The 26966-nt window shown below is 59.7% G+C and carries 23 protein-coding genes, 3 tRNA genes and 2 pseudogenes; 21 read left to right on the forward strand and 7 right to left on the reverse strand.

Annotated elements, in window-relative coordinates:
* Positions 1-319: 319 nt before the first annotated feature.
* On the forward strand, positions 320-1531 hold the full coding sequence (fabB, locus tag BN4575_RS19805) for a beta-ketoacyl-ACP synthase I (RefSeq protein ID WP_042021771.1): 1212 nt from the start codon (positions 320-322) through the stop codon (positions 1529-1531).
* A 595-nt stretch (positions 1532-2126) separates the two neighbouring features.
* Here the strand turns inward: fabB and BN4575_RS19810 are convergent.
* Both BN4575_RS19810 and fliB read right to left on the reverse strand, forming a co-directional pair.
* A pseudogene (locus tag BN4575_RS19810) lies at positions 2127-3094 on the reverse strand (IS4 family transposase).
* A gap of 329 nt (positions 3095-3423) precedes the next feature.
* Positions 3424-4596, reverse strand: coding sequence for a flagellin lysine-N-methylase (gene fliB / locus BN4575_RS19815; RefSeq protein ID WP_068979483.1), 1173 nt, complete (start codon positions 4594-4596; stop codon positions 3424-3426).
* A 176-nt stretch (positions 4597-4772) separates the two neighbouring features.
* On the opposite strand from fliB, the pseudogene BN4575_RS21435 reads away from it, so the two are divergent.
* The 17 genes and pseudogenes from BN4575_RS21435 to hypA form a co-directional block, all read left to right on the forward strand.
* Positions 4773-4910 (forward strand): annotated as a pseudogene (locus BN4575_RS21435) (ATP-binding protein); the annotation flags it as partial.
* 229 nt (positions 4911-5139) lie between these two features.
* On the forward strand, positions 5140-5835 hold the full coding sequence (locus tag BN4575_RS19820; protein WP_068979484.1) for a 4Fe-4S dicluster domain-containing protein: 696 nt from the start codon (positions 5140-5142) through the stop codon (positions 5833-5835).
* Positions 5835-7706, forward strand: a complete 1872-nt coding sequence (gene hyfB / locus BN4575_RS19825) for a hydrogenase 4 subunit B (protein ID WP_068979485.1) — start codon at positions 5835-5837, stop codon at positions 7704-7706. Before BN4575_RS19820 ends, hyfB begins: the two co-directional genes overlap by 1 nt.
* Position 7707: 1 nt before the next feature.
* Entirely contained in the window at positions 7708-8661 is a 954-nt protein-coding gene (locus BN4575_RS19830; RefSeq protein ID WP_068979486.1) for a respiratory chain complex I subunit 1 family protein, read from the forward strand.
* Between the two features lie 65 nt (positions 8662-8726).
* Positions 8727-10445, forward strand: a complete 1719-nt coding sequence (locus tag BN4575_RS19835) for a hydrogenase large subunit (protein ID WP_068979487.1) — start codon at positions 8727-8729, stop codon at positions 10443-10445.
* A gap of 9 nt (positions 10446-10454) precedes the next feature.
* The gene (locus tag BN4575_RS19840) at positions 10455-11012 is read left to right on the forward strand and encodes a formate hydrogenlyase complex iron-sulfur subunit (protein WP_068979488.1); all 558 of its coding nucleotides are present in this window, start codon (positions 10455-10457) and stop codon (positions 11010-11012) included.
* Positions 11012-11827: an NADH-quinone oxidoreductase subunit B family protein gene (locus tag BN4575_RS19845; protein ID WP_068979489.1), complete on the forward strand. Its 816-nt coding sequence runs from the start codon at positions 11012-11014 to the stop codon at positions 11825-11827. The genes BN4575_RS19840 and BN4575_RS19845 overlap by 1 nt, the downstream gene beginning before the upstream one ends.
* Positions 11820-12233, forward strand: coding sequence for a formate hydrogenlyase maturation HycH family protein (locus BN4575_RS19850; RefSeq protein WP_068979490.1), 414 nt, complete (start codon positions 11820-11822; stop codon positions 12231-12233). The genes BN4575_RS19845 and BN4575_RS19850 overlap by 8 nt, the downstream gene beginning before the upstream one ends.
* The gene (hycI, locus tag BN4575_RS19855) at positions 12233-12724 is read left to right on the forward strand and encodes a hydrogenase maturation peptidase HycI (RefSeq protein WP_068979491.1); all 492 of its coding nucleotides are present in this window, start codon (positions 12233-12235) and stop codon (positions 12722-12724) included. The genes BN4575_RS19850 and hycI overlap by 1 nt, the downstream gene beginning before the upstream one ends.
* Before the next feature lie 213 nt (positions 12725-12937).
* Positions 12938-13029, forward strand: a tRNA-Sec gene (locus BN4575_RS22140).
* A gap of 317 nt (positions 13030-13346) precedes the next feature.
* A complete protein-coding gene (selA, locus tag BN4575_RS19860; protein WP_068979492.1) occupies positions 13347-14819 on the forward strand; it encodes an L-seryl-tRNA(Sec) selenium transferase in 1473 nt (490 codons plus the stop codon).
* Positions 14820-14823: 4 nt separating this feature from the next.
* Positions 14824-16707 carry a selenocysteine-specific translation elongation factor gene (gene selB / locus BN4575_RS19865; protein ID WP_068979493.1) on the forward strand — a complete coding sequence of 628 codons (1884 nt, stop codon included), beginning with the start codon at positions 14824-14826 and terminating at the stop codon, positions 16705-16707.
* A complete protein-coding gene (hypF, locus tag BN4575_RS19870; protein WP_068979494.1) occupies positions 16704-19130 on the forward strand; it encodes a carbamoyltransferase HypF in 2427 nt (808 codons plus the stop codon). Before selB ends, hypF begins: the two co-directional genes overlap by 4 nt.
* A 5-nt stretch (positions 19131-19135) precedes the next feature.
* Positions 19136-19387: a HypC/HybG/HupF family hydrogenase formation chaperone gene (locus BN4575_RS19875; RefSeq protein WP_059113321.1), complete on the forward strand. Its 252-nt coding sequence runs from the start codon at positions 19136-19138 to the stop codon at positions 19385-19387.
* On the forward strand, positions 19381-20493 hold the full coding sequence (gene hypD / locus BN4575_RS19880; protein WP_068979495.1) for a hydrogenase formation protein HypD: 1113 nt from the start codon (positions 19381-19383) through the stop codon (positions 20491-20493). Before BN4575_RS19875 ends, hypD begins: the two co-directional genes overlap by 7 nt.
* An 85-nt stretch (positions 20494-20578) precedes the next feature.
* Positions 20579-21583, forward strand: a complete 1005-nt coding sequence (gene hypE, locus BN4575_RS19885; protein WP_068979496.1) for a hydrogenase expression/formation protein HypE — start codon at positions 20579-20581, stop codon at positions 21581-21583.
* An 84-nt stretch (positions 21584-21667) separates the two neighbouring features.
* A complete protein-coding gene (gene hypA / locus BN4575_RS19890) occupies positions 21668-22009 on the forward strand; it encodes a hydrogenase maturation nickel metallochaperone HypA (RefSeq protein ID WP_068979497.1) in 342 nt (113 codons plus the stop codon).
* On the opposite strand, the gene BN4575_RS22320 is transcribed toward hypA, so the two are convergent.
* Positions 21987-22391: a hypothetical protein gene (locus BN4575_RS22320; RefSeq protein ID WP_218060784.1), complete on the reverse strand. Its 405-nt coding sequence runs from the start codon at positions 22389-22391 to the stop codon at positions 21987-21989. The two genes, hypA and BN4575_RS22320, sit on opposite strands and share 23 nt — an antisense overlap.
* On the opposite strand from BN4575_RS22320, the gene hypB reads away from it, so the two are divergent.
* Positions 22272-23078, forward strand: coding sequence for a hydrogenase nickel incorporation protein HypB (hypB, locus tag BN4575_RS19895; protein WP_218060785.1), 807 nt, complete (start codon positions 22272-22274; stop codon positions 23076-23078). The two genes, BN4575_RS22320 and hypB, sit on opposite strands and share 120 nt — an antisense overlap.
* A 380-nt stretch (positions 23079-23458) precedes the next feature.
* On the forward strand, positions 23459-24166 hold the full coding sequence (locus BN4575_RS19900; RefSeq protein ID WP_256029031.1) for a substrate-binding periplasmic protein: 708 nt from the start codon (positions 23459-23461) through the stop codon (positions 24164-24166).
* 141 nt (positions 24167-24307) lie between these two features.
* On the opposite strand, the gene yjjG is transcribed toward BN4575_RS19900, so the two are convergent.
* Both yjjG and BN4575_RS19910 read right to left on the reverse strand, forming a co-directional pair.
* Positions 24308-24988, reverse strand: coding sequence for a pyrimidine 5'-nucleotidase (gene yjjG, locus BN4575_RS19905; RefSeq protein ID WP_068979500.1), 681 nt, complete (start codon positions 24986-24988; stop codon positions 24308-24310).
* 14 nt (positions 24989-25002) lie between these two features.
* Positions 25003-26502 carry a M17 family metallopeptidase gene (locus BN4575_RS19910; protein WP_068979501.1) on the reverse strand — a complete coding sequence of 500 codons (1500 nt, stop codon included), beginning with the start codon at positions 26500-26502 and terminating at the stop codon, positions 25003-25005.
* Between BN4575_RS19910 and BN4575_RS22145 the strand changes: the two genes are divergently transcribed.
* Entirely contained in the window at positions 26486-26629 is a 144-nt protein-coding gene (locus BN4575_RS22145; RefSeq protein WP_157830649.1) for a hypothetical protein, read from the forward strand. The two genes, BN4575_RS19910 and BN4575_RS22145, sit on opposite strands and share 17 nt — an antisense overlap.
* A gap of 50 nt (positions 26630-26679) precedes the next feature.
* On the opposite strand, the gene BN4575_RS19915 is transcribed toward BN4575_RS22145, so the two are convergent.
* A tRNA-Met gene (locus BN4575_RS19915) sits at positions 26680-26756 on the reverse strand.
* A gap of 88 nt (positions 26757-26844) precedes the next feature.
* Positions 26845-26921 (reverse strand) — tRNA-Met (locus BN4575_RS19920).
* Between the last annotated feature and the right edge of the window lie 45 nt (positions 26922-26966).

The following is a 26966-nucleotide window of genomic DNA, read 5'->3' on the forward strand; positions in this document are numbered from 1 at the left end:
TTGAGGCCAGTTAGTGATGGGGTGAAGCGACGTGCCCATGATGCAGACTTGAAGAGGGTGGTGGTGATCAGATCACCGCGCCCTCAGTTAGTTCCATTCAAGCTGCATCAATTTGGGCAACAACGCCTTGAAACCACCAAGCGTTCACTCTGCCACGACAGATGGATGAGCTCTCCCGTTACTGACACCTGATAGGCAGCGTGATAAGCTCTCGCACTCACCATAAGCACACCTTCTCTACCTACTAAGTGAAAGCAGACCAGTTTGGCAGCTGAAAGCGGGTAGACTTGGTGCCAGTTTTTCCAGACGAGATGAATTAATGAGAAGAGCAGTGATCACCGGTATCGGCGTCATCTCCAGTATCGGCAACAACAAGGAAGAAGTGCTGGCCTCCCTGAAAGCAGGTAAATCCGGCATCACCTATTCCGAGCAGTTCGAGCAGCACAGCCTGCGCAGCCGTGTCTGGGGTAACATCAAACTCGAGCCGTCTGAACTGATCGACCGTAAAGTCATGCGTTTCATGGGCGACGCTGCGGCCTACGCCTACCTCTCCATGCAGCAGGCCATTGAAGATGCCGGTCTGGCGGAAGATCAGGTCTCCAACGAGCGTACCGGCCTGGTGGTCGGTTCAGGTGGTGCCTCCGGCAAGAACACCTCGGAATCTGTGGACATCGCCCGCGAGAAAGGGGTCAAGCGTGTGGGCCCTTACATGGTGCCGCGCACCATGTCTTCCACCACCTCTGCCTGCCTGGCGACCCCGTTCCAGATCAAGGGTGTCAACTACTCCATCAGCTCTGCCTGCGCCACCTCTGCTCACTGCATCGGTCACGCCATGGAGCTGATCCAGCTTGGCAAACAGGATGTGGTCTTCGCTGGCGGCGGTGAAGAGCTGGACTGGTCCTCTACCATCCAGTTTGACGCCATGGGCGCCCTCTCCACCAAGTACAACGACACCCCGGAAAAAGCCTCCCGTACCTATGATGCGAACCGCGACGGTTTCGTTATCTCCGGTGGTGGTGGCATTCTGGTGGTTGAAGAGCTGGAACATGCGCTGGCCCGTGGTGCTCACATCTATGCCGAACTGACCGGTTACGGTGCCACCTCCGATGGCTACGACATGGTTGCCCCGAGCGGTGAAGGCGCGGTGCGTTGCATGAAGATGGCGATGCAAGGTGTTGGCACTGTTGATTACATCAACACCCACGGCACCTCCACTCCGGTTGGTGATACCAAAGAGCTGGAAGCTATCCAGACCCTGTTTGGCACCAAGGGCCCCAAGATCTCCGCTACCAAGGCGATGACCGGCCATGCGCTGGGCGCCGCGGGCGTGCATGAGGCTGTCTACTCCCTGCTGATGATGGAACACGGCTTTATCGCCCCCAGTATCAACATCGAGACCCTGGACGAGAAGGCTGAAGGTCTGCCCATCGTACGCGAGTACGAAGAGGCCGAGCTCAATACCATCATGTCCAACAGCTTTGGCTTTGGCGGTACCAACGCCTCTCTGGTGTTCAGCAAGTTCAAAGGCTGATATCCGGGTGATATAAAAAGCGCCCCAGGGCGTAATCACCATCAGCTTGGGATCTTTTGATCGGTCCTCCAGATCTGAAAAAATCCGAAACCACTTGAGTTGGTTTCGGATTTTTTATTTGCCTCTATTCGTATCACCCCAACAGCTGCTCATCCTGCCATTCCACCCCGTTACCTCCCCGTGCCAGCCATATAACCCTCCACCACACGACTCTTTCCGCCCAATAAACCACCACCTGCACGGCTCGCCCTTCGTTCTGCCTGCGCTATGGTTTACCATACGAACAATTGTGGTGCATGGCACCGCCCACCCAGGCGCATAATGCCGCCGTCATTGGACCCCCTCTCGAGCAACATGAGCAAAACAGCACACGCGAGCAGCGCGCCAACCTTCTTCTTCCACGTTTTGCAATATATCTTTTTTAATAGTCTGATTTATAAAGGTTTATGGCTCTAACGCTGATGAGAGTGGTACACAATTGGGACGTGGTGAAATTTGAGAGGCATTGCTACAGATAGTAACAGTATTCGTCCGAGCAACTTAACCGACAGAACTTAATCCGTTTTTGCCGTAATAGAGCCACATGTACAGGACCTTAAGCGTTGAGCCCCTTTAAAACGCCTTCCAAGGTCCTGTTCTGTATAGATTTTCTCTGCTTGTTTCGGCAAGCGTTCTTGGCCAAATAATCAGCTGCCCATTCCAGTCTTTCCATTATTTCTGTCAGCGCCCTATGGGCCACTGCTTCCAATAGCGGCAACCACCATGTCGTACTATTCTTTGACGCTTTCAACATTTATAGCTTCCCTGTCATCACACTCTGCGCGACCCGTCTTTACATCACCAGCGACAGCGAACTCGTCCATACCAATCCCTCAGCGATGGCTTTCTCCCCCGTCACAAACCCCTTGAGCCGGTTGTGCGATTTCCACTCTTTAAATAACAACTCCACCTGCCAACGGCAGCGATACAGGCTCATTACCTCCTATGCTGACCATGCCAGTAGGCAGTGGGCAGCTTGTGGGCCTCAGGGAGAAATTGCCGCTCCCCTGCGGTATCGGCAGACACACTCATGCACAGCGGGCTCTACTCCGACAGAGACATGGTCATATGGCACTCTATAGCAGCAGGACTGATGGTCTTGAATCGGCCAGGAAAATCAGCCGCCAAGCGCCGATGCACCACAAAGGAGGTGCCATCGTGCAGTAACACCTGCTTGAACGCGCCCAGAGAAGCCGCTTTGAGTTGAGGGTAGCTCCTCAAGGCGATGGCCCGCTCAACCAGGACTTTCATAAACAGGGCAAAGCTCTCTTTGCGCAACTTATTATGAAACGGTTTATAGAAAACCTGATGCGTGCTCACCAGTTGCAAGGCATTGAAATGACGGTGTAAACCGGCAATGTCATTGACCTGGTCGCCCACCATAGCCCGCAGCAGTGCAGGGACGAGCATGGCAGGGGTAATGGCGCGCTGACGCAGACAAGACTGGCAGAGCCAAGCAATGCGCTCGAGCACAGCGGGAGCCAGGAGTTGCTCCAGATAGTGATTAGCATTGATAATGGTCATAGGCTTCGCGCGTGTTGATTTTGTTTGGCGATAAAATCAGATCACAAACGAAGCCTTTTTTATATCTATTTCAATTGGTTGCCGCTAAAGATTCTATACATGAACGCCAATTACCCGCCCCCGCACCCCCAACCCTTCTCCCGCTATGGGGGGGAGAAGGGAGCAAATCACGGCGAGCATATGGCTGCAAACGGTGCAATTCACTTCGTTCATTGCCCCCTACACGAGGCATGCTGCCGATATTTTCCCGTTCTCCTGCACCCGATTACGCTTCGCCAATCGAGTTTACGGTTTAAAACATGTGGTCTCTACACCCACATGCACACTGTTTAGGAAAGATTCAGCAGCGCATAGAGTGTGATATCTGAGCTAAACCCAGTCTCGAATAATCCGGTGGCCAGCTCCTGTTCGAAACTGATGTTATGTTGGCGGCGAGCGTGATAGCTATAGACCAGTTTGATCACCTTCTCTTCGGTTAACTCTCCTTGATGCGCCAGCAGACAAAAGTAGCTGCGTAGCAAAAACAGATCTGCGACCAGCAGGCGATAGGCTGACTCCATCGAGTGTTCGTTGCGATAGGGAAAGTTGAAGTTGTAGATCTGGTAGAGCAAATAGTTATCCAACAAGTGGGGACGTGCGGCCAGAAAGGGGGCGACCTGTTCTCGCCACAGGCGCGGGAAGAAAGCCATCTTCTCTTGGTCATATTCACCGTCGAGTAGCTTGTGGAGGGTGTCCAAGCACTCTTCAATCATGGCACATCCCCTGTGGTTGGTATCGTTGGATTGCAGCAGTAGATGGGTCAGGGTTCTCAGTGCCCACCATTGCACGTAAGGCAGCGAGGGAATGGTGTCATACATTGCCTGCAGTTGCCCTTTCTCCAGCAGAGCAACCAGCTCATCGAGAAACTGCTCATAAGAAGAGTTACCCTCGTCGTGGTGGATCAACATCCCTATCATCCACAGCCGCATCTCTAGGGAAAGCTCCTGTGTCAGCGCAATCTGATAACTGAGTTGGTTGAGCCGCAAAGCAGCATCCGGCACTGTCAAGAAGAGGGAGGCGGTAGCTTGCTGCTGGGATTCAATCAACATGGCATCAGGATCGAGGAGCAGTTGACGGCAGGCTTCAGGGCAAGAGAGGGTGAGACTCTCTTTTTGCTGATTTAGAAAGGAGACTGTGCTGCGTGGGTAAGTACTGCAGGTGTTGCTTAGGGCCTGTTCACCAAGGCGGCGATGAATGGTGCACAACTTGTCGCTGTCGAGAAAAGGGCATACTCCTTGTTCATCGAGCTTCACCCGACCCCAGTCATCATCACTGCTTTTGGTTTTTTGAAGGCATCCACGGGCCATGGCGCGGATCCGCTCATCATCGCTAAACCAGTAGAGTCGAAAGGTGGACTTGTCTATCTGTATCGACCATCCCTGGCAGCAATGCTCTTCGCACGCTGGACCGATACAGTGGAAGGTGCTGCGAAAACGAGGGACAAAGCGAGTCAACATTGGCATGGAGTTTCCTTATTATTTTCGAGGGTTACCTACTAGTGCATTATGAAACAGAGAGCAACTTTTGATAAAGATAGATATAGGAATGCAGGAGGGCATGCAAACGTTTGTTTTTATGACCTGGCTCTGTCTGAGTAAATCCGGTTGTATACCCAGTCGTTGTTGACGACTTCTCGGAACAGAATCGCAATAAACTGCTGATCGGCGGAACTGGGACGGGCAAATCCCACATGGCCATCCCCCTAGAACGCTATGCAGTTCGCTGGGGCAATCGAGTGCGTTGCTACGCCGTGGTCCTGATCAATTTTGGACGCTGATCCCTGGTCATACTGCGTTTCCCGGAGTGACGAACCCTCCCGGCGGCTTCGTCACAAGTGACGAACGTCACATTTCGACACCGTTCGGCCCCTTCACACTGGCACGACACGAATTTTAAATCTCTTTTAAAACATATCCTTGCAGCCAATTTCCCGCCCATATTCAATCTGGCCCGTATTTTGCCAACCTGCCCCTATTCTCTCCGTTCGCGACACGACAAGGTAGGCTATGAACCGCTTCGTTATCGCTGACCCCAAGCTTTGTATTGGCTGTGGCACCTGTATGGCTGCCTGCAGTACGGTTCACAAGGCGCAAGGTTTGCAGCAAGCCCCCCGTTTAACCGTTATGCGACACGAGCAGGCGACCATGCCGGTTCAGTGCCGTCACTGTGACGATGCCCCCTGCATCAAGGTGTGCCCGGTCGAGGCGATCCGCCAGACCGGCGATTGCGTGCAGCTCAACGAGTCGCTCTGCATCGGCTGCAACCTCTGTGCCGTGGCCTGCCCGTTCGGCACCATCCAGAGCGGTGGCAGCCGTCCGGTGGCCATGGCCAACAGCTACGACACCTATATTCCCTGCTCCATCCGCTCCAGCAATCCCTCCACCTCCGCCGGCCTGCGCTGCTTTGGCGAGGATCTGCTGAGCTGGGAGCCCGGGGTGCGCAGCATTGCGGTCAAATGTGACCTCTGCGAGTTTCGCGCCGAAGGCCCTGCCTGTATCGAGGCCTGCCCCTCCCAGTCACTGAGCATCGTCAACGACACGGCCTGCGCCAACGCCGCCCGCGATCGCCGCCTGCAAGCGGCCAATGCTCACCCAGAAGGTGCGCCCGCATTCTCGGCCTCTGCTTGCACGACCGCGTCTTGCTCGGCCGTCACGACTGCGCCTGTTTCACCCGACGCTTCAACCACTGAGGGATCCTGCTGATGTTGTCCCCCCTTGTTATGGGCACGCTCCTGCTCTTTTTGCTGGGCACTGCCGCCGGTCTGCTGCTGCAAAAGCTGCCCGCTCTGGCCAACCGTCTCAATAGCGGCTTTGCCCTGCTGGGCTCGCTCGTCGGTTTTGTTGCCGCCATCAAGGCGCTGGCCCAAGATGCACCTATCGACGGTCAGCTCTGGCTGTTGGGCTCAGTTCATCTGGATATGCTCTCTGCCCTGATGCTGTTGGTGATCACCTTGGTGGGCGTCGCCGTCTCCCTCTACTCCTTTGCCTATATTCGCGAATATCAGGGCAAGGGGGATGTGGCCATTGGCGTGCTGATGAACCTCTTCCTGTTCGCCATGGTGGGCATGGTGCTGGCCGACAACGCGCTCGGTTTCTTGCTCTGCTACGAGCTGGTGACTCTCACCACCTACTGGCTGGTCAAGACAAATCCGGATGCCGCCAAGCAGAGCCGCCTCTATCTGGTGATGAACCATATCGGCATGGCGCTGGTGCTGGTCGCCTTCTGGCTGCTCTGCCGCGAAAGCGGCTCGCTGGAGTTCGCCGCGCTGCGTGAGCACCATCTGGCGGGCGGCTTGGCCTCTCTGGTGTTCCTGCTCAGCTTCTGCGGCTTTGGCCTGCGCGCCGGTTTCGTGCCGCTGCACGGCTGGCTGCCGGTGGCCGAGCCCGTCGCACCTTCCCATATATCGGCGCTGATGTCCGGGGTGATGGTGAAGCTCGGGCTGTTTGGCATCCTGCGGGTCAGCATTGATTTTCTCGGTGCCAGCCAGCTCTGGTGGGGCTACATGGTGCTGATCTTCGGTGCCTGCTCGGCAGTGCTCGGGGTGCTGTTTGCGCTGGCCGAGCACGATCTCAAGCGGCTGCTCGCCTACCACACGGTGGAGAACATCGGCATCATCCTGATGGGGATGGGGATCGGCATGATCGGCATCGCCAACCAGCAACCGGCACTGGTGGTGCTGGGGCTGCTCGGCGCGCTTTATCACCTGCTCAACCACGCCATCTTCAAGAGCCTGCTCTTTATGGGCACCGGCTCGGTGATGTTCCGTCTGCACACCCGCGATATGGACAAGATGGGTGGTCTTGCCAAGCTGATGCCCTGGACCGCGCTGGCGTTCCTCATCGGTGCCATGGCCATCTCGGCGCTGCCGCCCCTGAACGGCTTTGTCAGCGAGTGGTTTATCTACCAATCCCTGCTCTCCATGACCAAACTCGGCACCTCTGTCGTCGCGCCGCTCGCGGTAGTGATGCTGGCGGTGACCGGCGCAATGGCGGTGATGTGTTTCGTCAAGGTGTACGGCATCTGCTTCTGCGGCGCCCCGCGCAGCGAACACGCGAGCCACGCCCGCGAAGTGCCGGGGGCCATGGTGGCAGGCACCCTGCTACTGGCTGCGGTCTGTCTGGTGCTGGGTCTGGGCGCCCCCTGGATTGCCCCCCATATCGCCAGCTATGGCCAAGCCTTGGTAAGCGGCCAAATGAACGTGGCCACTGGCGCCACCCTGCTGCCACTCGACAGCTCACAGGCGATCCTCTCACCACCCGTTATCGCCATCACCCTGCTGGGTCTGTTCCTCATCCCGTTGCTGGTATTGGCCATCTTCAAGGGGCCCAAGCTGGGTCGTCGTCACGCTGGCACCCCGTGGGCCTGTGGTTACGCCTATGAGGAGCGCATGAGCCTTACCTCCGGCGGTGTCACCCACACCTTGCGCCAACTCTGCGCGCCGCTCTATCGCAAGCAGCCGCAGCTCGATCTGGCCAGCGCCCTGCACGGGGTGAGCGATACCAGCGGAACGACCGGCTGGTTGCTGCACGGCATTGTGCTGGCGCTCTTTATCCTGATGGCTGTAGGAGTCTGATATGCCTGTTCTTGAAATGCCGAGCTGGGGCATGGTTGCCCTCGCCCTGACCCAGGCCATCGCCATGCTGGCGCTGGCGCCGCTCGCCACCGGTTTCAACCGGGTGCTGCGGGCCAAGATGCACTCCCGCCAAGGGCCGGGCCTGCTGCAGGATTACCGGGATATCGCCAAGCTCCTGCGCCGCCAAGAGGTGACCCCCGAGCCTGCCGGCATCATCTTCAACCTGATGCCTGCGTTGCTGATCGCCGCCCTCTTGCTGGTGGGGATGGCGCTACCGACCCTGACTCACGAGTCCCCCTTCCCCATCGCCGGGGATCTCATCACCGATATCTATCTGTTCGCCATCTTCCGCTTCTTCTTCTCCCTCTCGGGGCTCGACAGCGGCAGCATGTTTGCCGGGATTGGTGCCCGCCGCGAACTGACCCTCGGCATTCTGGTGGAGCCCATTCTGGTACTCGCCTGCTTCATCATGGCGATGATGGTGGGCAGCTCGGATCTGGGCAATATCAGCAGCTATGTAGCGACCCAGCCACTGGCCGCCCCCATCGCCACCCTGCTGGCCGGCGCCGCCTGCGCCTTCGCGGTGTTTGTCGAGATGGGCAAGCTGCCCTTTGACTGCGCCGAAGCCGAGCAGGAGCTGCAGGAGGGGCCGCTGACCGAGTATTCCGGTGCGGGCCTGGCCCTGCTCAAGCTCTCCATCGGGCTCAAGCAGCTGGTGGTGGTGCAGCTCTTTTTGGTGATCTTCCTGCCTTTCGGCAAGGCGGCGAACTGGAGCCTGCCCGCGCTGGCGCTGGCAACCCTGATCCTGCTCTGCAAGCTGCTGGTGGCATTTGGACTTGCGGGCATTATCGAGAACTCCATGGCCCGCACCCAGTTCGTGCGCACCCACAAGCTCACCCGCTATGGCTTGGGGCTGGCACTGCTGGCGCTGCTCGCCTATCTGGTCGGGGTATAACTCATGAGTGCCATCACAGCTGCTTTTTTCGATTTCATCATTTGCGAATTTAAAGTGAGAACTGCATGACCATCGCCATCCAGGATCGCATCGGTTGCGACTATATCCAGCAACTGCGACAGCAACTGCCCCACGCCATCATCGACGAGCAGTGGCAGACCGCCGATCAGGCCACCCTGACCGTCAAGCCCACCGATCTGGTGGCCCTCACCAGCCTGATCTTCCACAAGCAGGGAGGCTGGCTCTCGGTCTCGTTTGCCAATGACGAGCGCAGCCTCAACGGCCACTTCGCCGTCTACCACGTCTTCTCCATGGAGGGCGACACCAAGAGCTGGATCACCGTCAAGGTACTGGTCAACGCCATCGAGCAGGAGTACCCCTCCATCACCCCGACCATTCCGGCGGCGGTGTGGGGCGAGCGGGAGATCCGCGACATGTACGGCCTGCGCGCCGTCGGCCTGCCGGACGAACGCCGTCTGGTGCTGCCGGATGACTGGCCGGAGGATATCCACCCCCTGCGCAAGGACGCCATGGATTATCGCCAGCGCCCGATGCCCACCACCGATACCGAGACCTACCCCTTCGTCAACGAGTTGGGCAATGAGGCCAACCGCATCGTGCCGGTGGGCCCGCTGCACATCACCTCGGATGAGCCGGGACACTTTCGTCTGTTCGTCGATGGGGAAGACATCATCGACGCCGACTACCGCCTCTTCTATGTCCATCGCGGCATGGAGAAGCTGGCGGAAACCCGCATGGGCTACAACGAAGTGGCGTTTCTGACCGACCGGGTCTGCGGCATCTGCGGCTTTACCCACAGCGTGGCCTACACCACTTCGGTGGAGAACGCCATGGGCATTAAGGTGCCCGAGCGGGCCAAGATGATCCGCGCCGTGCTGCTGGAAGTAGAGCGCCTGCACAGCCACATCCTCAACATCGGCCTGTCGAGCCACTTCACCGGTTTCGACACCGGCTTTATGCAGTTCTTCCGGGTGCGGGAGAAATCCATGACCCTGGCCGAGCTGCTGACCGGTGCACGCAAGACCTACGGCCTCAACCTGATTGGCGGTGTGCGCCGCGATATCTTCAAGGAAGATCGCATCAAGGGCGCCCAACTGGTGCGCGAACTTCGTGATGAGCTCAAACCCCTCGTTGCCATGCTGCTCGACACCGCCAACATCACCTCCCGTCTGGTGGGGATAGGCCGCCTCGACCCGCAAGTGGCCCGTGATTTCAGCTGCGTCGGCCCCATGGTGCGGGCCAGCGGCTTCAAGCGCGATGTGCGCCGGGTCCACGACTTTGCCGCCTATCGCGAACTGCCGATGGAGATCCAGACCCTGGCGGGTTGCGATGTGCAATCCCGGGTGCTGGTACGTATCCACGAGCTCTACGACTCCCTCGACATGATTGAGTTTGGCCTTGAGCACCTGCCGGAAGGGCCGCTGCTGACCGAAGGGTTCACCTATCAGCCAGGCAAGTTTGCGCTGGGCTTTACCGAAGCGCCCCGTGGCGAAAACGTCCACTGGAGCATGACCGGCGACAACCAGAAGCTGTTCCGCTGGCGCTGCCGCGCCGCCACCTACGCCAACTGGCCCGCCCTGCGCTACATGCTGCGTGGCAATACCGTCGCCGATGCGCCGCTGATCATCGGCAGTCTGGATCCCTGCTACTCCTGTACCGATCGGGTCACCCTGGTCGACCCCAAGAAGGGCAAGTCCACCGTGGTCTCCTACAAGGAGATCGAGCGCTACGGTATCGACCGCAAAAACTCTCCGCTCAAGTAAGGGGTCATCATGATCAAGCTGTTCAAGACCATCCTCAAGGCTGGCACACCGACCGCCAAGTACCCCTTCGCCCCTTACGAGGTGAACCGGGATTTTCGCGGCAAACCGAAATATCAGGCGGATCAGTGCATCGCCTGCGCCGCCTGCACCAAGGCCTGCCCGGCCAACGCGCTGGTGATGGAAGTGGATATGGAGACCGGCGAGCGACGCTGGGAGATCTCCATGGCGCGCTGCATCTTCTGCGGCCGCTGCGAAGAGGTCTGCCCGACCCGCGCCATCGCCCTCTCTCCCGAGTTCGAGCTGGCGGTGACCAACAAGGCTGACTTGTATGAGGAGGCCCGCTTCGCGCTGGCCCCCTGCACCCTGTGCGGCACCTACTTTGCCCCGAGCAAACTGGTGGCACTGGTGGAGGATACCCTCAAGCAGGCAGGCACCCCGCTGGCGACCCCGGAGCGCCTGCACCACTGCCCCGACTGCAAACGAAAACAGAGCATGCTGAGCCAGCCTGACTCGGCCATGACCACACCGATTGCCACACCGATGACCACACAACAGGAGTGGATGTGATGAGCAAGATCAAAGGCATAGAACCGGTTGTCGGCCATGCCCATACCCGCGCCGTGCCGCTGGCACAGGATCCCGAGATCACCAAACTCAAGAAGACCCTGCTCAAAGACATTCGCCGCTCGGCCTATGTCTATCGGGTCGATTGCGGCGGCTGCAACGCCTGCGAGATCGAGATCTTCGCCACCATCACCCCGCTGTTCGATGCCGAGCGTTTCGGCATCAAGGTGGTCGCCTCCCCCCGTCACGCCGACATTCTGCTCTTTACCGGCGCGGTGACCCGAGCGATGCGGGTGCCTGCCCTGCGCGCCTATGAAGCAGCCCCCGATCCCAAGATCTGCATCGCCTACGGCGCCTGCGGCTGTGACGGCGGCATCTTCCACGATCTCTATTGCGTCTGGGGTGGCACCGACAAAATCGTGCCGGTGGATGTCTATATCCCGGGCTGCCCGCCCACTCCCGCCGCCACCATCTATGGCTTTGCGGTGGCGCTCGGTCTGCTTGAGCAGAAACTAACCGCCACCAGCCACGAGGTGCAACCGGGGGCGCGGGTCGAACTGCGCCACACCGGCATCCCCAATGAAATTCGGGTGATGATCGAGCGCGAAGCACGCCGCATGGCCGGTTACCGGCAGGGACAGATCATCGCCGACGAGTTTATGGCGCTGCTCGAAGGGGCGACCCAGCAGGATGTGGATCTGCGCATCCAGAGCTATCTCGATCAGCATAACGACCCGCGCCTGGCGGAAATCGTCAACAACCTGGCCAACGCCTGCCTCAATCGGGCGGCAGGCAAAGGAGAGGCAGTGCATGGCTGATCAGGTTTTCTTCTATCGCCTGTCGCGCAAGTTCGTCGACGAGCAGTTCGACGTGCCGGAAGAGGCCAAAGAGGTGATGTACTACAGCCTCGCCATCGGCCACCACCTCGGCATTGTCGATTGCCTGAGCGCCGATCTGGTCTGCCCGCTAACGGGCTATCGCGACTGGGTAGCGAAACTGGAGGCGGGCAGCGAAGCCCGCCGCAAGATGGAGGGGTTTCTCACCTTTGGCGAGATCACCATCTATCGCGAGCACTGCCATATGCTGGCCTGCGCCTTCGACCGGCTGCGCAAAGCCGAAGGCGTGCTCGATCAGCAGGAGCTGGGCTGGACCAACATTTTTATGGATCAGCTCACCGCCCTCTTTAACGACCCCCATATGTACCTGATGGTAAGGAGCCGCTGATGGACTGCAATCTCGTGTTAACCGTAGGCAATGCCATGATGGGGGACGACGGTGCCGGCCCCTATCTCGCCGACAAGCTGCAGGCCGCCCCCCTGCCCGGCTGGATCCATATCGACGGCGGCATCGCGCCGGAAAATGTGGTCTACAAGGTGCGGGAGTTGCAACCGGAGCGGGTGGTGCTGGTGGATGCCGCCGAGATCGGCGAGAAGGCGGGCACCCTGCAGGTGATCCCTCCCGAAACCATCGCCGAGATGTTTATCTTCTCGACCCACAATATGCCGCTCAATTTCCTGATCGACGAGCTCAAGACCTTTGTCCCCGAGGTGATTTTTGTCGGGGTGCAACCGGCCATCGTTGCGTTCTCCTTCCCGATGACCGAGATGGTGAGTGAGGCGATGGATTATCTTTATCAGCATCTTGATGCCGCCAAAGATACCAGCTTGTTAATAGAACGACTGGATCAGTGGAATATTACCAACGCCGAGCGATAACTATTTATCGAGTTGTTAACGACCGTTATTGACCAAGGGTTCCGGCAATGTGATCACGGCCCGATGTTAAATTAAAAACATCGGGCTAATTGTGCGGAACTTGATATAAAACAAGGTTCTTTGGATTTTTCAAAAAATCGCTAACTCTCGCTTTTTTATCACAAAAAAAGCGTTGCCAGTCACAGAAATTTGCCACAAAATGGCGGCCATTACGGAAGTTGATGGGGTCTGGTGGCCTCCTCGGTCTTCAAAACCGATGTGAGCCGAGAAGGCTTTGGCAGGTTCGATTCCTGCCTCTTCCGCCAAATTCATATATTGGACAAATACTCTCTCGCTGAGTTATATCGGCCTGAATGCTATTTTTAATCGCTTGTTAAGTATGTTTGAAAGAATACCTTAGTAAAAGGTGCTTGCCGCTTGCCAATATAATCCGAACACAGGTTATCTCGCTGGCCAAAAATTAATTTATCCGCATCAATGAAGCATTCATTTATACCCGCTCATTTATGAAAAATGTTTGCAGCAATCCGCAAACCGCCAGCAGTGCCATAACCCGTCAGCTCGGCCTCTCTATCGGCAAACCGGTGCGCATCCCAAACCCACGCACTGCCCTGGTAATCCCATGCCGAACCCGTCTCACGCGCCAGCCATCTCTCACAGCCAGCCCGCATCAGGTCTGGCTGCCGACGATTCACTGCCAGATTCACAGCCCAGCCAGCAACAAACCCGCCGCCTGCCACAAGTGGAACAGCTGCTGCAGCAACCTTTTCTCGCCGGTTTTATCGAGGCGCTGAGTCGCCCGCTGGTGACCCAGGCGGTGCGCGATACCCTGAGCGAACTGCGCCAGAGCGAGGCGTTTCGCCAGCATGGCGTTGCCCCCGAGCAGATCGAGGCGCTGATTGCCAAACGCTGCCAGCAGCAGTTACGCCAGCGCCAGACCCGGGTGATTAACGCCACCGGGACCCTGGTCCATACCAATCTGGGGCGCTCGCCGCTAAGCAGAGAGCTGTGGGACGAGGTGCGCGACCTCAACACCGGCTACAACAATCTGGAGCTGGATCTCGCCACCGGCAAGCGCGGCGGGCGCAAGGGGCTGATCGCTCCCCTGCTCGGTTGCCTCACCCAGGCCGAAGATTCACTGGTGGTCAACAACAACGCCGCCTCCCTCTTTTTGCTGCTACAAGAGGTGGCCAAGGGGCGCGAGGTGATCGTCTCGCGCGGCGAGCAGATCCAGATTGGCGGCGGCTTTCGCATTCCCGACATTCTGGCGCTCTCCGGCGCCAAACTGGTGGAGGTGGGCACCACCAATATCACTACCGCCAAAGATTACCTCGATGCCATCACCGATCAGACCGCGCTGGTACTGATGGTGCACAAATCCAATTTCGCCATTCGCGGCTTTACCGAATCCCCCGATATTGGCGAGGTGGCCCGCGCCCTGCCCGAGCACGTAGTGCTGGCGGTGGATCAGGGGTCGGGATTGACCACCGAAGAGTTTGCGCCGGATGAAACCTCGGTGCGCCAGTACATCAAGGCGGGGGCGGATCTGGTCTGCTACTCCGGCGACAAGCTGCTGGGGGGCCCGCAATCGGGCATCATCAGCGGCCGCAGCGACCTTATCAAGCGGCTGGAAAAACACCCCATGATGCGCACCTTCCGCCCGAGCCGCATCGTCTATTCCCTGCTCGAACGCCTGCTCATCCACAAACTCAACAAATCCCCCATCGGCGAAGGCATCGCCCAGCGCACTTTAAGCAACCCGACCGCCATGCATGCGAGAGCCGATCAGCTGATAGCCGCCCTGCCCGGCTGCTTTGTGCCCGTCCCCGCCCAACTGGTGGTGGGCGGCGGCACCCTGCCGGACGAGTTCTACCCGGCACCGGCGCTCGAATGCACCGACCCGCGTCCGGCCCAGCAGTTGCTCGATGCCCTGCGCGAACTCCCCGTCCCGGTGATTGCCACCGTGCGCCAGCAGAAGGTGCTGCTCAATATGGCGACCCTGCTGCCGACCGAGATGGGCCTGCTGATCGCCCAGCTTAACGAGCTGCTGCTACCTGCCTCGATCAATGCAACAAATGCAACAGAGGAGCGCTGATCCCATGACCCCCTATCGCGCCGTTATCGGCCTTGCCGGCCACGTGGATCACGGCAAGACCCTGCTGATCAAGGCCCTCACCGGCATCACCACCGCCCGCGCCCATGAGCAGGCCATCGGCATGACTCAGGATCTCGGCTTTGCCCACTTTGACGACGGTCAGGGCAACACCATAGGCGTCATCGATGTGCCCGGCCACGAGCGCTATATCCGCAACATGGTGGCGGGGCTCTGGAGTCTGGATCTGGTGCTGCTGGTCATTGCCGCCGATGAGGGGTGGATGCCGATGACCGGCGATCACCTGCGCCTGCTCAAGGCGATGGGGGTGCCGCGCCTGCTGGTCTGCATCAACAAGTGCGATCTGGTCTCCCCCGACGAGCTGGAGTTCCTTGAGGAGAGCCTGCTGGAGCGGGTGATGGACGAGAGCGGCATGGTGCCCGATATCGTCAGCGTCAGCGCCAAAACCGGCGCCAATATGGCCGCCCTGCACGCCGCCATCGTGGGCCAACTTGCCGATCTGCCAGCCTCGCACGCTGCCCGCGAACAGGGTGCCCCGCGACTGTATGTAGACCGGGTCTTTACCGCCAACGGGACCGGCACAGTGCTCACCGGCACCCTGCAACAGGGCAGCCTCAAGGTGGGGGACAAGCTGCGCCTCTACCCCGCCGATCGGGAGGTGCAGATCCGTTCCCTGCAGGCCTATCACCAGAGCGTCGACGAAATTGGCGCCGTCTGCCGAGTGGCGGTGGGATTGAAAAAAGTGCCCCACAAGGAGGTGGCTCGCGGCCACTGCCTTACCAGCGCCGCAGGCCAGTGCGAGGCGGCGACTCACCTGATCGTGCGACTCAACGGCGAGAGCCTGAACGCTAAGGCTCTGCGCACGCAGGAGGTGGAAGTGGCCCTCGGCAGCTGGCACGGCCGGGCGCGCTTTGTACCAATAAAAGACACCCGGCTGGCGCGGCTGATCTTTGCGACGCCCATCCCCTGCTTCTTTGGCCAGCCACTCGCCATCATTCGCCACGGCAGCAGCGAGCTGCTGCACGGCGCCCGCATCGTCTGGTGCGGCGACATTCATCCTGCCAGACGCAAGGCGCTGCACACCCTGCTGGGCGAGCTGCCTGATGAGCTGGAGCGCAACAACCCCGCCGCCCTGCAGCTGGGGCTCAATGGCTATGTGCTGGCCAGCCGCTTTGACCAGCGGCCAGAGCAGGTCACCCCCCTCGGTGAGTGGCTGCTGAACAACCACTGGCAGGCCCAGAGCCGCGATCAGCTACTCGCTACCTTGGCAAACGAACCGCTGAGCGCCGCCGAACTTGCAACCCGCTTTGGCATCGCCTTGCCGGTCACTCAGGCCCTGCTCCAGCAGCTCAAAAGCGAGCAGCTGATACGCCTGCACCATGACAAGTGGCAGCCGGGCAGCGGCGAGTCGGAAGATGATTTGGGAGAAGAGGCCCTGCTGGTGCTCAAGGTGGTGCGAGATCAAGGCAAGGAGGGTTACGAGCCCGGTAAACTGGGCCCCGGCGGCGTGGAGCTGGATCCCTTTATCACCCGCAAGCTGCCCGCCGCCCTGCAGCAGGGCTTGCAACAAAAAGGCGCGTTGCAAAAGCAGCTGCGCAATCTGGCGCGACTCAAGTATCTGGTGCAGCTCGATGGCCCCATCTACTACGACGCAGTCCTTTACAACCAGATGGTCGTCGCCGTGCTGGCGGGCCAGCAGGTGGGAGATCTGATCGACATGGCATCCCTCAAGGAGATCACCGGCTTGTCGCGCAAATACGCCATTCCGTTCTGCCAGCGCATGGAAATGGATGGCTGGGTGCGGCGCGAGGAGAACGAGCGTCGGGTGCTGCGCCTGCAAGCCACTCAAGATGAGATGGAGCCGGCATGAGCGCCACCATCGCACCCTCTAGCTCTCCCAATCCTGTGGCCAACCGGCTGCGCCGCGAATTTCATATCGACGGCATAGTGCAGGGGGTCGGCTTTCGCCCTTTCGTCTATGGACTGGCACTGCGTCACGGTCTTACCGGCTATGTGCTGAACGATGCCAACGGCGTCACCATTGGCGCCGAGGGTTCCCCCGAGCAGCTGGCCGCCTTTGCCCGCGAACTGCGGGAATTGGCGCCGCCACTGAGCCGAATCGATCATTTCAGCGAGCGGGAACTGCCCCAAGATCCGGATCCCGACTACGACGGCACCTTTCATATCAAGGCCAGCCAGCAGCAGAGCGCGGCCACGGTCGCCATCTCGCCGGATCAGGGAATGTGCGAGGCGTGCGCCACGGATGTGGCCAACCCTACGGATCGCCACCACCACTACCCCTTTACCAACTGCACCCACTGCGGCCCGCGCTACACCATCATCCGCCGCCTCCCCTACGATCGGCCCCACACCGCCATGGCTGGCTTTGCCATGTGCCCGCGCTGCGCCGCTGCTTATGAAGATCCGCTGGACAGACGCTACCACGCCCAGCCGGTGAGCTGCCCCGAGTGCGGGCCCCATCTCACCTGGCGTTCCGGCCACGGCGATGCGCTGGCCGAGCGCGAGGATGCGCTGCAAGCGGCCGCCCGCACCCTGCAAGAGGGTGCGCTGATTGCGGTCAAGGGGATGGGGGGTTATCACCTGATATGTGATGCCCGCAGCGAGTCCGCCGTGGCACGGCTGCGCCAGCTCAAGCGCCGCGCGCGCAAGCCGCTGGCGGTGATGATGGGCTCCCTTGCCGAGGCCAAGCATCATGTCACCGGCAGCGAAGACGAGTGGCAACTGCTCGCCTCTCAGGCCAGACCCATCACCTTGCTGCGCAAACGCAAAAACGATGATCGGCCGTCAGAATCCCAACTGACAACTGCGCCGCTGGCCGAGGGGATCGCCCCCGGCATCCCCTACCTTGGGGTCATGCTCCCCTATACCCCGCTCCATCAGCTGCTGCTGGATGCCTGCGCCATGCCGCTGGTGGCCACCAGCGCCAATGGTCGCGGCAGCCCGATCCTCATCGAGTGCGAGGCGGTGGTCAGGGAGCTCGGCAGCGAAATTGACGGCATCCTGGATCACAACCGCCCCATCCTGCACCCCTGCGACGACAGTCTGGTGCAGTGGGCGGGCGGACGACGCCAGACTTTACGGCTGGCCCGGGGCTATGCCCCCTGCACCCCCAGCCTGAAACAGGCGGTCAAGGTGCCGCTGCTGGCGGTCGGGGCGCAGCAGAAGAACCAGCTGGCGCTGGCCTTCGGCCGCCAGCGCATCTACAGCCCCTATATCGGCGATCTGCACAGTTTGCCGATGCAGGGCCACTTCGAGCAGACCCTGGCGACCTTTCGCGATCTCTACGATCTCAAGCCCGAGCTGCTGGTCTCGGACTGCCACCCGGGCTACCTCAGCCACCAGTGGGCCAAAGGCTATTGCCGCGATCAGGGTGCGACCCACCTCGAGGTGCAGCACCATCACGCCCACCTGCTTGCAGTGATGGCCGAGCATGAGATCACGGGCCCGGTGCTGGGCGTTGCCTTCGATGGCACCGGCCTTGGGGATGACGGTACCCTCTGGGGGGGCGAGCTGCTGATCGCAGACGTTCAGGGCTTCACGCGGGTTGTCCACCTCAGCCCCTTCAAGCTGATCGGTGGCGAGGCGGCCATTCGCGAGCCGGTGCGCCAGCTGCTGGGGCTGCTATTTGAATCACACAGTCCTGAGGAGATCAGCGCCCTCGACATTCCTTTGATCAACAAGCTGCCACCTGAGCGGATCAGCAATCTGCACCAGCTCTGGCGCCTCGGTCGCAACGCCCCTTACACCAGCTCCATCGGTCGGCTGTTCGATGCTGTCGCGGCGCTGCTGGGCCTTGTCGATACCCCGGATTACGAGGGCGAAGCGGGACTCTTGCTGGAGGCGGCTGCCTTGCAGCTAGCACCGAATGAATTGCCCTTCCCCCTCGCCTTTGGCCTGCACCAGAGCGCAGAGGGGCCGCTGCAGATCGAGTGGGCCGAGTTGCTCAATACCCTTATCAACGAGCGGCGCAAAGGCACCTCCACCGCCAGCCTGGCCGCCGGTTTTATCTGCGCAGTCAGCGCTCTGGTGATCGCCATGGCCGAGCGCTTCCCCGGTTATCCGGTGGCGCTCGGGGGCGGCGTCTTTCAAAACCGGGTGCTGATGGATCAGCTGGTGCCCGCTCTCGAAGCAGCCGGCCGGCAGGTATTGACCAGCGAAACCCTGCCGCTCAATGACGGGGGCATCGCCGCCGGTCAGCTCTGGTTTGCCATCCACCATATTGCCACGCATCAGCCTGTCACAACCGGTTGTGCCACCTTGTCGGAGTCCTGAAATCCATGTGTCTATCCATCCCCTCTCAGGTGGTGCAGCTGCACCCCGAAGATAACTGCGTCACCGTCGATACCCTGGGGGTGCAGCGGCGCGTCAGCTGCATGCTGCTCGAAGAGCCCCTCAACCTTGGCGACTATGTGCTGCTTCATATCGGCTTTGTGATGAGCAAGATTGACGAAGAGGAGGCGCAGGCCAGCCTCGAGAGCTTCCGCCAGATGGTGGCCCTGATGCCCGGTCAGGATATCTTGCCATGCTGACCTTGAACGACCTGTTTCAGGGCTTTCGTCAGCCCGACGTCATCCGCGCCCTCGCCGCGCAAATTACCGAACTGGCCAAAGATCTGCCCGAACCGCTGCGGGTGATGGAGGTGTGCGGCGGCCATACCCACACCATCATGAAGTACGGCCTGCACCAGCTGCTGCCGGCCAGCATCGAGTTTGTCCACGGTCCCGGCTGCCCGGTCTGCATCATGCCCAAAGAGCGCATCGATCAGGCCATCGAGCTGGCCCGCCAACCCAACGTCATTCTGGTCACCCTGGGGGACATGATCCGGGTGCCGGGCTCCAAGGGCACGCTGGCCCAACAGCGGGCCAAGGGGAGCGATATCCGCCCGGTTTATGACCCCCTCGACGCCCTGCGCATTGCCAAGGAGAACCCGGAAAAAACCGTGGTCTTCTTTGCCATCGGTTTCGAGACATCCACCCCGATGACTGCGGCGCTCTTGGCTGCCGCAGAAGAGCAAGGGGTCGATAACCTACTGTTTCATATCAACCATGTGCTGGTGCCCCCCGCCATTCACGCTGTGATGGCCGATGGGGTCGCCAAGGTGAACGCCTTTATCGGCCCCTCCCACGTCAGCGTCATCACCGGCGCCGATATCTACCTGCCTATCGTTGATCGCTATCAGGTGCCGGTGGTGGTGAGCGGCTTCGAGCCAGTGGATGTGATGGAGGCGCTGCTGATGATGGTGCGCCAGAAGGTGGAGGGTCGCTACGCGCTGGAGGTGCAGTACACCCGCGCCGTGACTGCCAGCGGTAATAAAGCCGCCCAGCGGCTGGTCGAGCGCTTTTTCGAGACCCGCGATCACTTTCGCTGGCGGGGTCTGGGGGATATCAACGCCTCCGCCCTGCGCCTGCGCGATGCCTTTGCCAAGCGCGATGCGGAGCGCCACTTCCAACTGGACCAGACCCCCATCGATGACCACAAAGCGTGCCAGTGCGCCGATATCCTGCGCGGCTTGGCCAAGCCCAACCAGTGCAAAGTCTTTGGCCGGGGCTGCACCCCGACCCAGCCCATGGGCAGCTGCATGGTCAGCTCCGAGGGGGCCTGCAACGCCTACTACCGATATATGGGGATCCAATGAGAGAAATTCAGTTAAGTCACGGCGGTCGGGTGATGGGTGGAGATGAACCAGCCTGTTTCGGCAACATTCTGGAGAACCAGACCCGATGAGAGAAATCCAGTTAAGCCACGGCGGCGGCGGCGTGGAGATGAACCAGCTGATCAACCAGCTCTTCTTTCGCCACTTTGGCAACGAGATCCTGCTGCGCGGGGAAGATGCCGCCCTGCTGCCAGTAAGTGGGCCCGTCGCCTTCACCACCGACAGCTTTACCGTCTCGCCGCTGTTCTTCGAGGGGGGCGATATCGGCAAGCTGGCCATCGCCGGCACGGTCAATGATCTCGCCATGATGGGGGCTAAGCCCGAGTATCTGAGCGCCAGCTTTATCATCGAGGAGGGGTTCCCCTACGCCGATCTCGCCCGCATCGTCGAGTCGATGGCCGCCGAACTTGCCAACAGCGGTGCCCGCATCGTCTGCGGCGACACCAAAGTGGTGCCCAAAGGAGCGGCCGACAAGATCTTTATCAACACCAGCGGGGTCGGCACCTTCCCACTGCCGGAACAGAGCCGGGGCATCTCGGTGCGTAACCTCAAGGCCGGTGACGCCATTCTGGTGTCGCGGGATATCGGCAGCCACGGCGCCTGCATCCTGATGGCCCGAGACGCCCTGCAACTGGGCTCTGATCTCAAGAGCGACTGCACCACCCTCTGGCCGCAGGTAGAAGCGCTACTGCAAGCGGGGATCACCCCTCACGCCCTGCGCGATGCCACCCGCGGCGGCCTTGCGGCCGTGCTGAATGAGTGGAGCACAGCCTCCCAAGTGGCCATCGAGCTGGAGGAGTCCGCCATTCCGGTGTGCGATCCGGTGCGCGGCCTGTGCGAGCTCTACGGTTTCGAGCCCCATGATCTCGCCAACGAGGGGACCATGGTGCTGGCCCTGCCTGCCGAACAGGCACAGGACGCGCTGGGCATCTTGCGGCAATTCAACCCCGCCGCCAGCCAGATCGGCGTGGTGCAGGCGAGCGATCGCCACAAGGTGATCCTCAATAACCCCTGGGGCAGCCGCCGGTATCTTGAGCTGCCGCAGGGGGAACTGCTCCCGCGGATCTGTTGATCGGCCATGCCGTTCCCCCATATGCCGTTTTCCCAATTAGGGGGAGGAGTCACTGCTCCTCCCCATATCGGTTAAGGAGCCACCATGCACGAAATGTCTCTGGCCATGGCCGCCATCGATCTGGCGGCTGAACAGGCCACCCAGCGGGGCTTTAACAAGGTGACCGCCCTCTGGCTCGAGGTCGGCAGCTTCTCTTGCGTTGACCCGGACACCATTGCGTTTTGTTTCGAGGCCGCCGCCAAGAGCACAGTCGTCGAGGGGGCCCAGCTCCACTTTCAGCACCAGGCGGCAGAAGCCTGGTGTTACGACTGCAACCAGACGGTCGCCCTCACCGAGCGCGGGCAAGCCTGCCCCGAGTGTGGCGGATACAAATTACGAGTCGCGCAGGGCGATAGCCTGCGCATCACCGACATCGAGGTAAGTTGATATGTGTAGCGTATGCGGATGCGGCCAGGCGCGGATCGCCGGCCATGAAGATGATCACGACCATGCCCACCCCCACGATCACGACCATGCACACGATCATGAGCACCACCATGAACATGGCCACCAGTACGATCACCATCATGCCCATGACGCGCATCATCACCATGACCACGAGCAGAGCTCGCCGCGCACCCTGATCATTCACCACCACTATCACCATCAGGGTGATGTTCATCATCACTACCACGGGGTGCGGGCACCCATGAGCCACGAGGGCCATGATCAACCCCATGAGCACCACCATGATCATCCCCACTCTCATGATCACGGGCATGACCATGACCATGACCATGACCATGACCATCAGCAGGGTGATCTGCACTACGGCAAAGGGGAAGCGGGATTGTCGGTGCCCGGCATGGGGCAGCGTCAGCTGATCGCCATCGAGATGGATGTGCTGGCCAAGAACAATGCGCTGGCGGCCCATAACCGCGAACACTTCGACGAGGCGGCCCAGCTGGTGCTGAATCTGGTGTCGAGCCCGGGTTCAGGCAAGACCACCCTGCTGTGTGAAACCCTGCGCCAGCTGGCCGACAAGCGCCCTTGTGCGGTGATCGAGGGGGATCAGCAGACCAGTGCCGATGCGGATCGTATCCGTGCCACCGGCGTGCCTGCCGTGCAGATCAACACCGGCAAGGGCTGCCATCTGGACGCCAAAATGGTCCACGACGCCTGCCACCAGCTGCCTGCCAATGAAGGGGGCATCCTCTTTATCGAGAACGTGGGCAATCTGGTCTGCCCCGCCAGCTTCGATCTCGGCGAGAAGTACAAGGTGGCGATCCTCTCCGTCACCGAGGGGGAAGAGAAGCCACTCAAGTACCCGGACATGTTCGCCGCCGCCCAGCTGATGGTGATCAACAAAATTGATCTGCTGCCCTACGTCAGCTTTGACGTGGCCCGCTGCATCGAGAACGCCAAACGGGTCAACCCCTATATTCAGGTGATCCAGGTCAGCGCCACCACCGGCGAAGGGATGGAGGCCTGGCTTAACTGGCTGGCTACGGCCTGAGCCGGTGTGATGCCACTGCATCCATGACAGTTGCAGCCACATCTTGCTAGCAAGCAAGTGAGTGAGCCATCAAGCCAATGCCAGTCAGTTAACCCTGACTGGCATTGTTTTTATTCCCTTGATTCATCTTTCCTTGCTGCAGTCCAGCCCTCACCGGGAAGAGATAAATCTCTGACATAACCAGCGGCTGATTTCACACCCACGCTCTGTAAGGGCTGCAAGTCTGTGTCTGTGCTCAACCCTCAACCGTTACTCCTCAACACTGGTTACTACATCGTTCCTGTCCGATACTAAACAGCATCAGCAGGTTCGAGGGATGCGTTGTGTACAGACTCTTGTTGTTATGGTGTTTGTGTTGCCAGGCTACGGCACAGGAGTCATTGGTCGTCGGCTGGGTCAACTGGCAGCCCTTCAGTTATCGCAATGAACAACAGCAGATCCGCGGGCTGGATGTGGAGCTGCTCAACGCCATCTTCCAGCGGGCCAACTATCAGGCCAAATTCAGTGAAATGCCCTGGGCTCGCGTGCTGCACGAGCTGAAATTCGGCACGGTTCAACTGGCGATGTCCGCCAATATCACCACCGAGCGGCAGCAATATGCCCGCTTCAGCCACCCCTATAGGGAAGAGGAGACGGCCATCGTCATCCGTCGGCAAGATACCGAACGCTGGCGCGGGATCACCACCTTAGAGCAGCTGATCAACACCCCTGACTTTCATATCGGGGTACTCAAGGGCTTTGATTACGGCAATACCTTCCGCCAGTTGATGACACGGCCCGAGCTGCAGTCCCGCCTTCAAATGCGCCTGCGGCTGGAGCAGCTGTTGAAGATGTTGCAAGGGGGGCGGATCCAGGGATTTATTCTGGATCCCCACGGCCTGCAGGAGTGGCGTCATAAGGATGAGTTGCAGGATGGTCTGCATATTCTGCTGCGTATCGAGCTGACACCGGTTCACCTGATGCTGAGTAAAAAGAGCACCACAGAGACGCAACTGCAACAGATCAACCTGGCCATCGAACAGTTGAAACAGAGCCCCGACTATCAGCAGATCCTCGATCGCTACCAGTTCGGATCCCGACACCCATAAGACAATGCACATAACAATAAGTAAGGGGAGCTGATGCTCCCCTTACTGTCTCAAGCAAACCCTACCCTGTCTCAAACAACCCTTGTTACGACTTGCCAAGACGATTTGGCCACCAGTGACATGATGGGGTACCTGTGCCTGTCAGCGTCCCAACACAATGTCGGCAAGATGGGCGAAGTGATGGATCTCGTGTGTCGCCTCGCACTCGCCTGCTTGCCGCTCGGGGTTGTACCAGCAGGTCGCCAGCCCCTGCGCCGCCGCACCGGCGATATCAGTTTTCGGGTTGTCACCCACCATCAGCACACGAGCCGGATCAGGCTGCCCCATCAGGGAGAGGGTGTGCTGGAAAATGGCCGGATCTGGCTTGGTCACCCGGATCTCATCCGAGATCACCAGCGGCTCAAACCATTCGCTCCAGCCAAGTTTGCCGAGTCGACCCCGCTGAGGAACGCTGAAACCATTGGTGATGATCCCCATCCGCACCTTGCGACGCAGCTGTTGCAGGGTCTCGATAACCCCCTCAAGGGGCATGCTCAGCGTGACTATCTGTTCCAGAAAGGTGTTGTTCATCGCCATGGGGTCGGCAGCGACCTGTTTGGCAAACAGGGCGAAACGGGTCTGCTGCAATGCAGTGGCATCGATCTCCCCATCATTGTATTGCTGCCAGAGCCCGTGGTTGAGTGCATGGTACTGCGCCATGCTGGCATCATCGGCTTGCACACCGTAATGCTGAAGGGTACGTGTCAGCGCGGCGGCGACCGGGAAATCGAGCAGGGTTTCATCCAAATCGAACAGCACCCAGTCATAGCTTGGTTGTTTCACAGCAGTCCTTGTTATCAGTCAGATAGATCGGAGATATGGTGCCCGACTCTACCAAGCGGGCCAGCCAGCAGATCCAGCGTGAGGCGCACGCCAAAACCGGTCACTTCACTGGACACCACCCCATTGCCCCCCTTGTTGCGAAAACCGCTCAGGTCAAAATGCAGCCAGGGGGTCTGCTCGGGCACGAAGTGAGCGAGGAAACGGGCTGCATCGATATGATCCGGCGAGCTGCCCGGCGCACACTGCAACAGATCGGCCCACTCGCTCTCGATGTTGTCGTCAAAATCATCATCGAGCGGGAAGGGCCAGATCCGCTCGCCACTGCGCTGTCCCAGCTTGACCAGCGAAGGCAACCACTCGATTCGGTTGGTAAAGACGCCGCTGTAACGGCTGCCCAGTGCCCGCTTGCAGGCACCGGTGAGGGTGGCGTAATCGAGCAGCAGATCCGGGGTATCCTGGACCGCCATCGCCAATGCGTCTGCCAACACCATCCGGCCTTCGGCATCGGTATCCACTACCTCAATGGTGGTGCCATCGATGGCGGTCACCACCTCACCGGGCCGATAGGCATGAGGACCGATATGGTTCTCGGCAATGGCCAGCCAGCAGTGCACCTCGTAAGGTAGCTGGGCTCGGCTGATGGCATAGAGAGTGCCCAGCGCCACCGCGCTTCCCCCCATGTCCAGATGCATGCCATACATACTGCCAGCCACCTTGAGGTTATAACCGCCAGAGTCATGGCAGATCCCCTTGCCCACCAGCGCAATCCGGCGCACCGGTTTGGGCGGGTAGTAACTGAGCTTGACCATGGCCCCCTGATTGTCTTCCGAGCCACGGGTGACAGCCAGAAAAGCCCCCGCCCCCAACTCGGCCAGCTGGGCCTGATCATAGTGGTGACACTGCCATCCCTCATCCTGCGCCAGCTGAGTGACAAACTCACGATAGCTGGCGGCGGTCAGCTCGGAAGCCGGTAACACCGCCAGATGGCGGGCCAAGCCATTGCCCCCCGCTTCGCTGTAGAGGCGAGCCAGATCCAGCACTACCGCCGGTGAGACCCGGATCTGCTGATAGCTCCAGCTGCTTTCGCTGCGACGCTTGCTGGTCGGCAACGGAATATTGGCGGCCAGCAAGGCTGACAACAGCAATTCGGCCAGCATCACCCGTTCAGAAGGGGAAAAACCTTCCAGATGCAGCCCGAACCGCTCCACGTTGAGCCCAGAGAGAGGGGCTATCCAGCTTTTGACCTGTTTGTAGAGACGGTGGTCTCGCGTCACGCTGCCAGCCACAAATACCACCAGCAACAGCGTGGCGCCGTGCATCAGGGAAAAGGGTGCCTTTTGCCCAAGGGCAAGCTGGATTTTGACACCGGCAAACACCGGCAGCGTCAATAATGCCTCTTTTTGCTCTTCGGCGATCAGCAACAACTGCAACGGTAGCCCCTGGGCAAGGGCCTCGGCCAGCGTGGCATCCTGGCTTTCAATAGCGGGAGGAAGATAGTTGAAAGGTGTGATCACAGGAGCGCGCCTCATCCATGAAGAGATACCTGATGATACCCAACAAATGGCCGATACGACCAGTTTTGGTCTTGAAAAAGCGTCAGAAATAGCAGTAATCACCACAGAGCGAAATGCTTGCGGATGATTGTTCAATAACAGGGGAGTGGCAATACAAGGAGGGAATTATCTGAAAGTTGGTTGCGGGGGCCAGATTTGAACTGACGACCTTCGGGTTATGAGCCCGACGAGCTACCGAGCTGCTCCACCCCGCGTCCGAATTGTCACCCTCAAGCCGAGCAGTAGCTTGAGTGCGTTTGTCTGCTTTCGATTGTTTACACAATCGCATGCTGACTAAAAAGTTGGTTGCGGGGGCCAGATTTGAACTGACGACCTTCGGGTTATGAGCCCGACGAGCTACCGAGCTGCTCCACCCCGCGTCCGAATTGTCACCCTCAAGCCGAGCAGTAGCTTGAGTGCGTTTG

Origin of the sequence: Aeromonas sp. EERV15, assembly GCF_900079845.1 — a bacterium.
In the GTDB taxonomy this organism is placed as follows: domain Bacteria; phylum Pseudomonadota; class Gammaproteobacteria; order Enterobacterales; family Aeromonadaceae; genus Aeromonas; species Aeromonas sobria.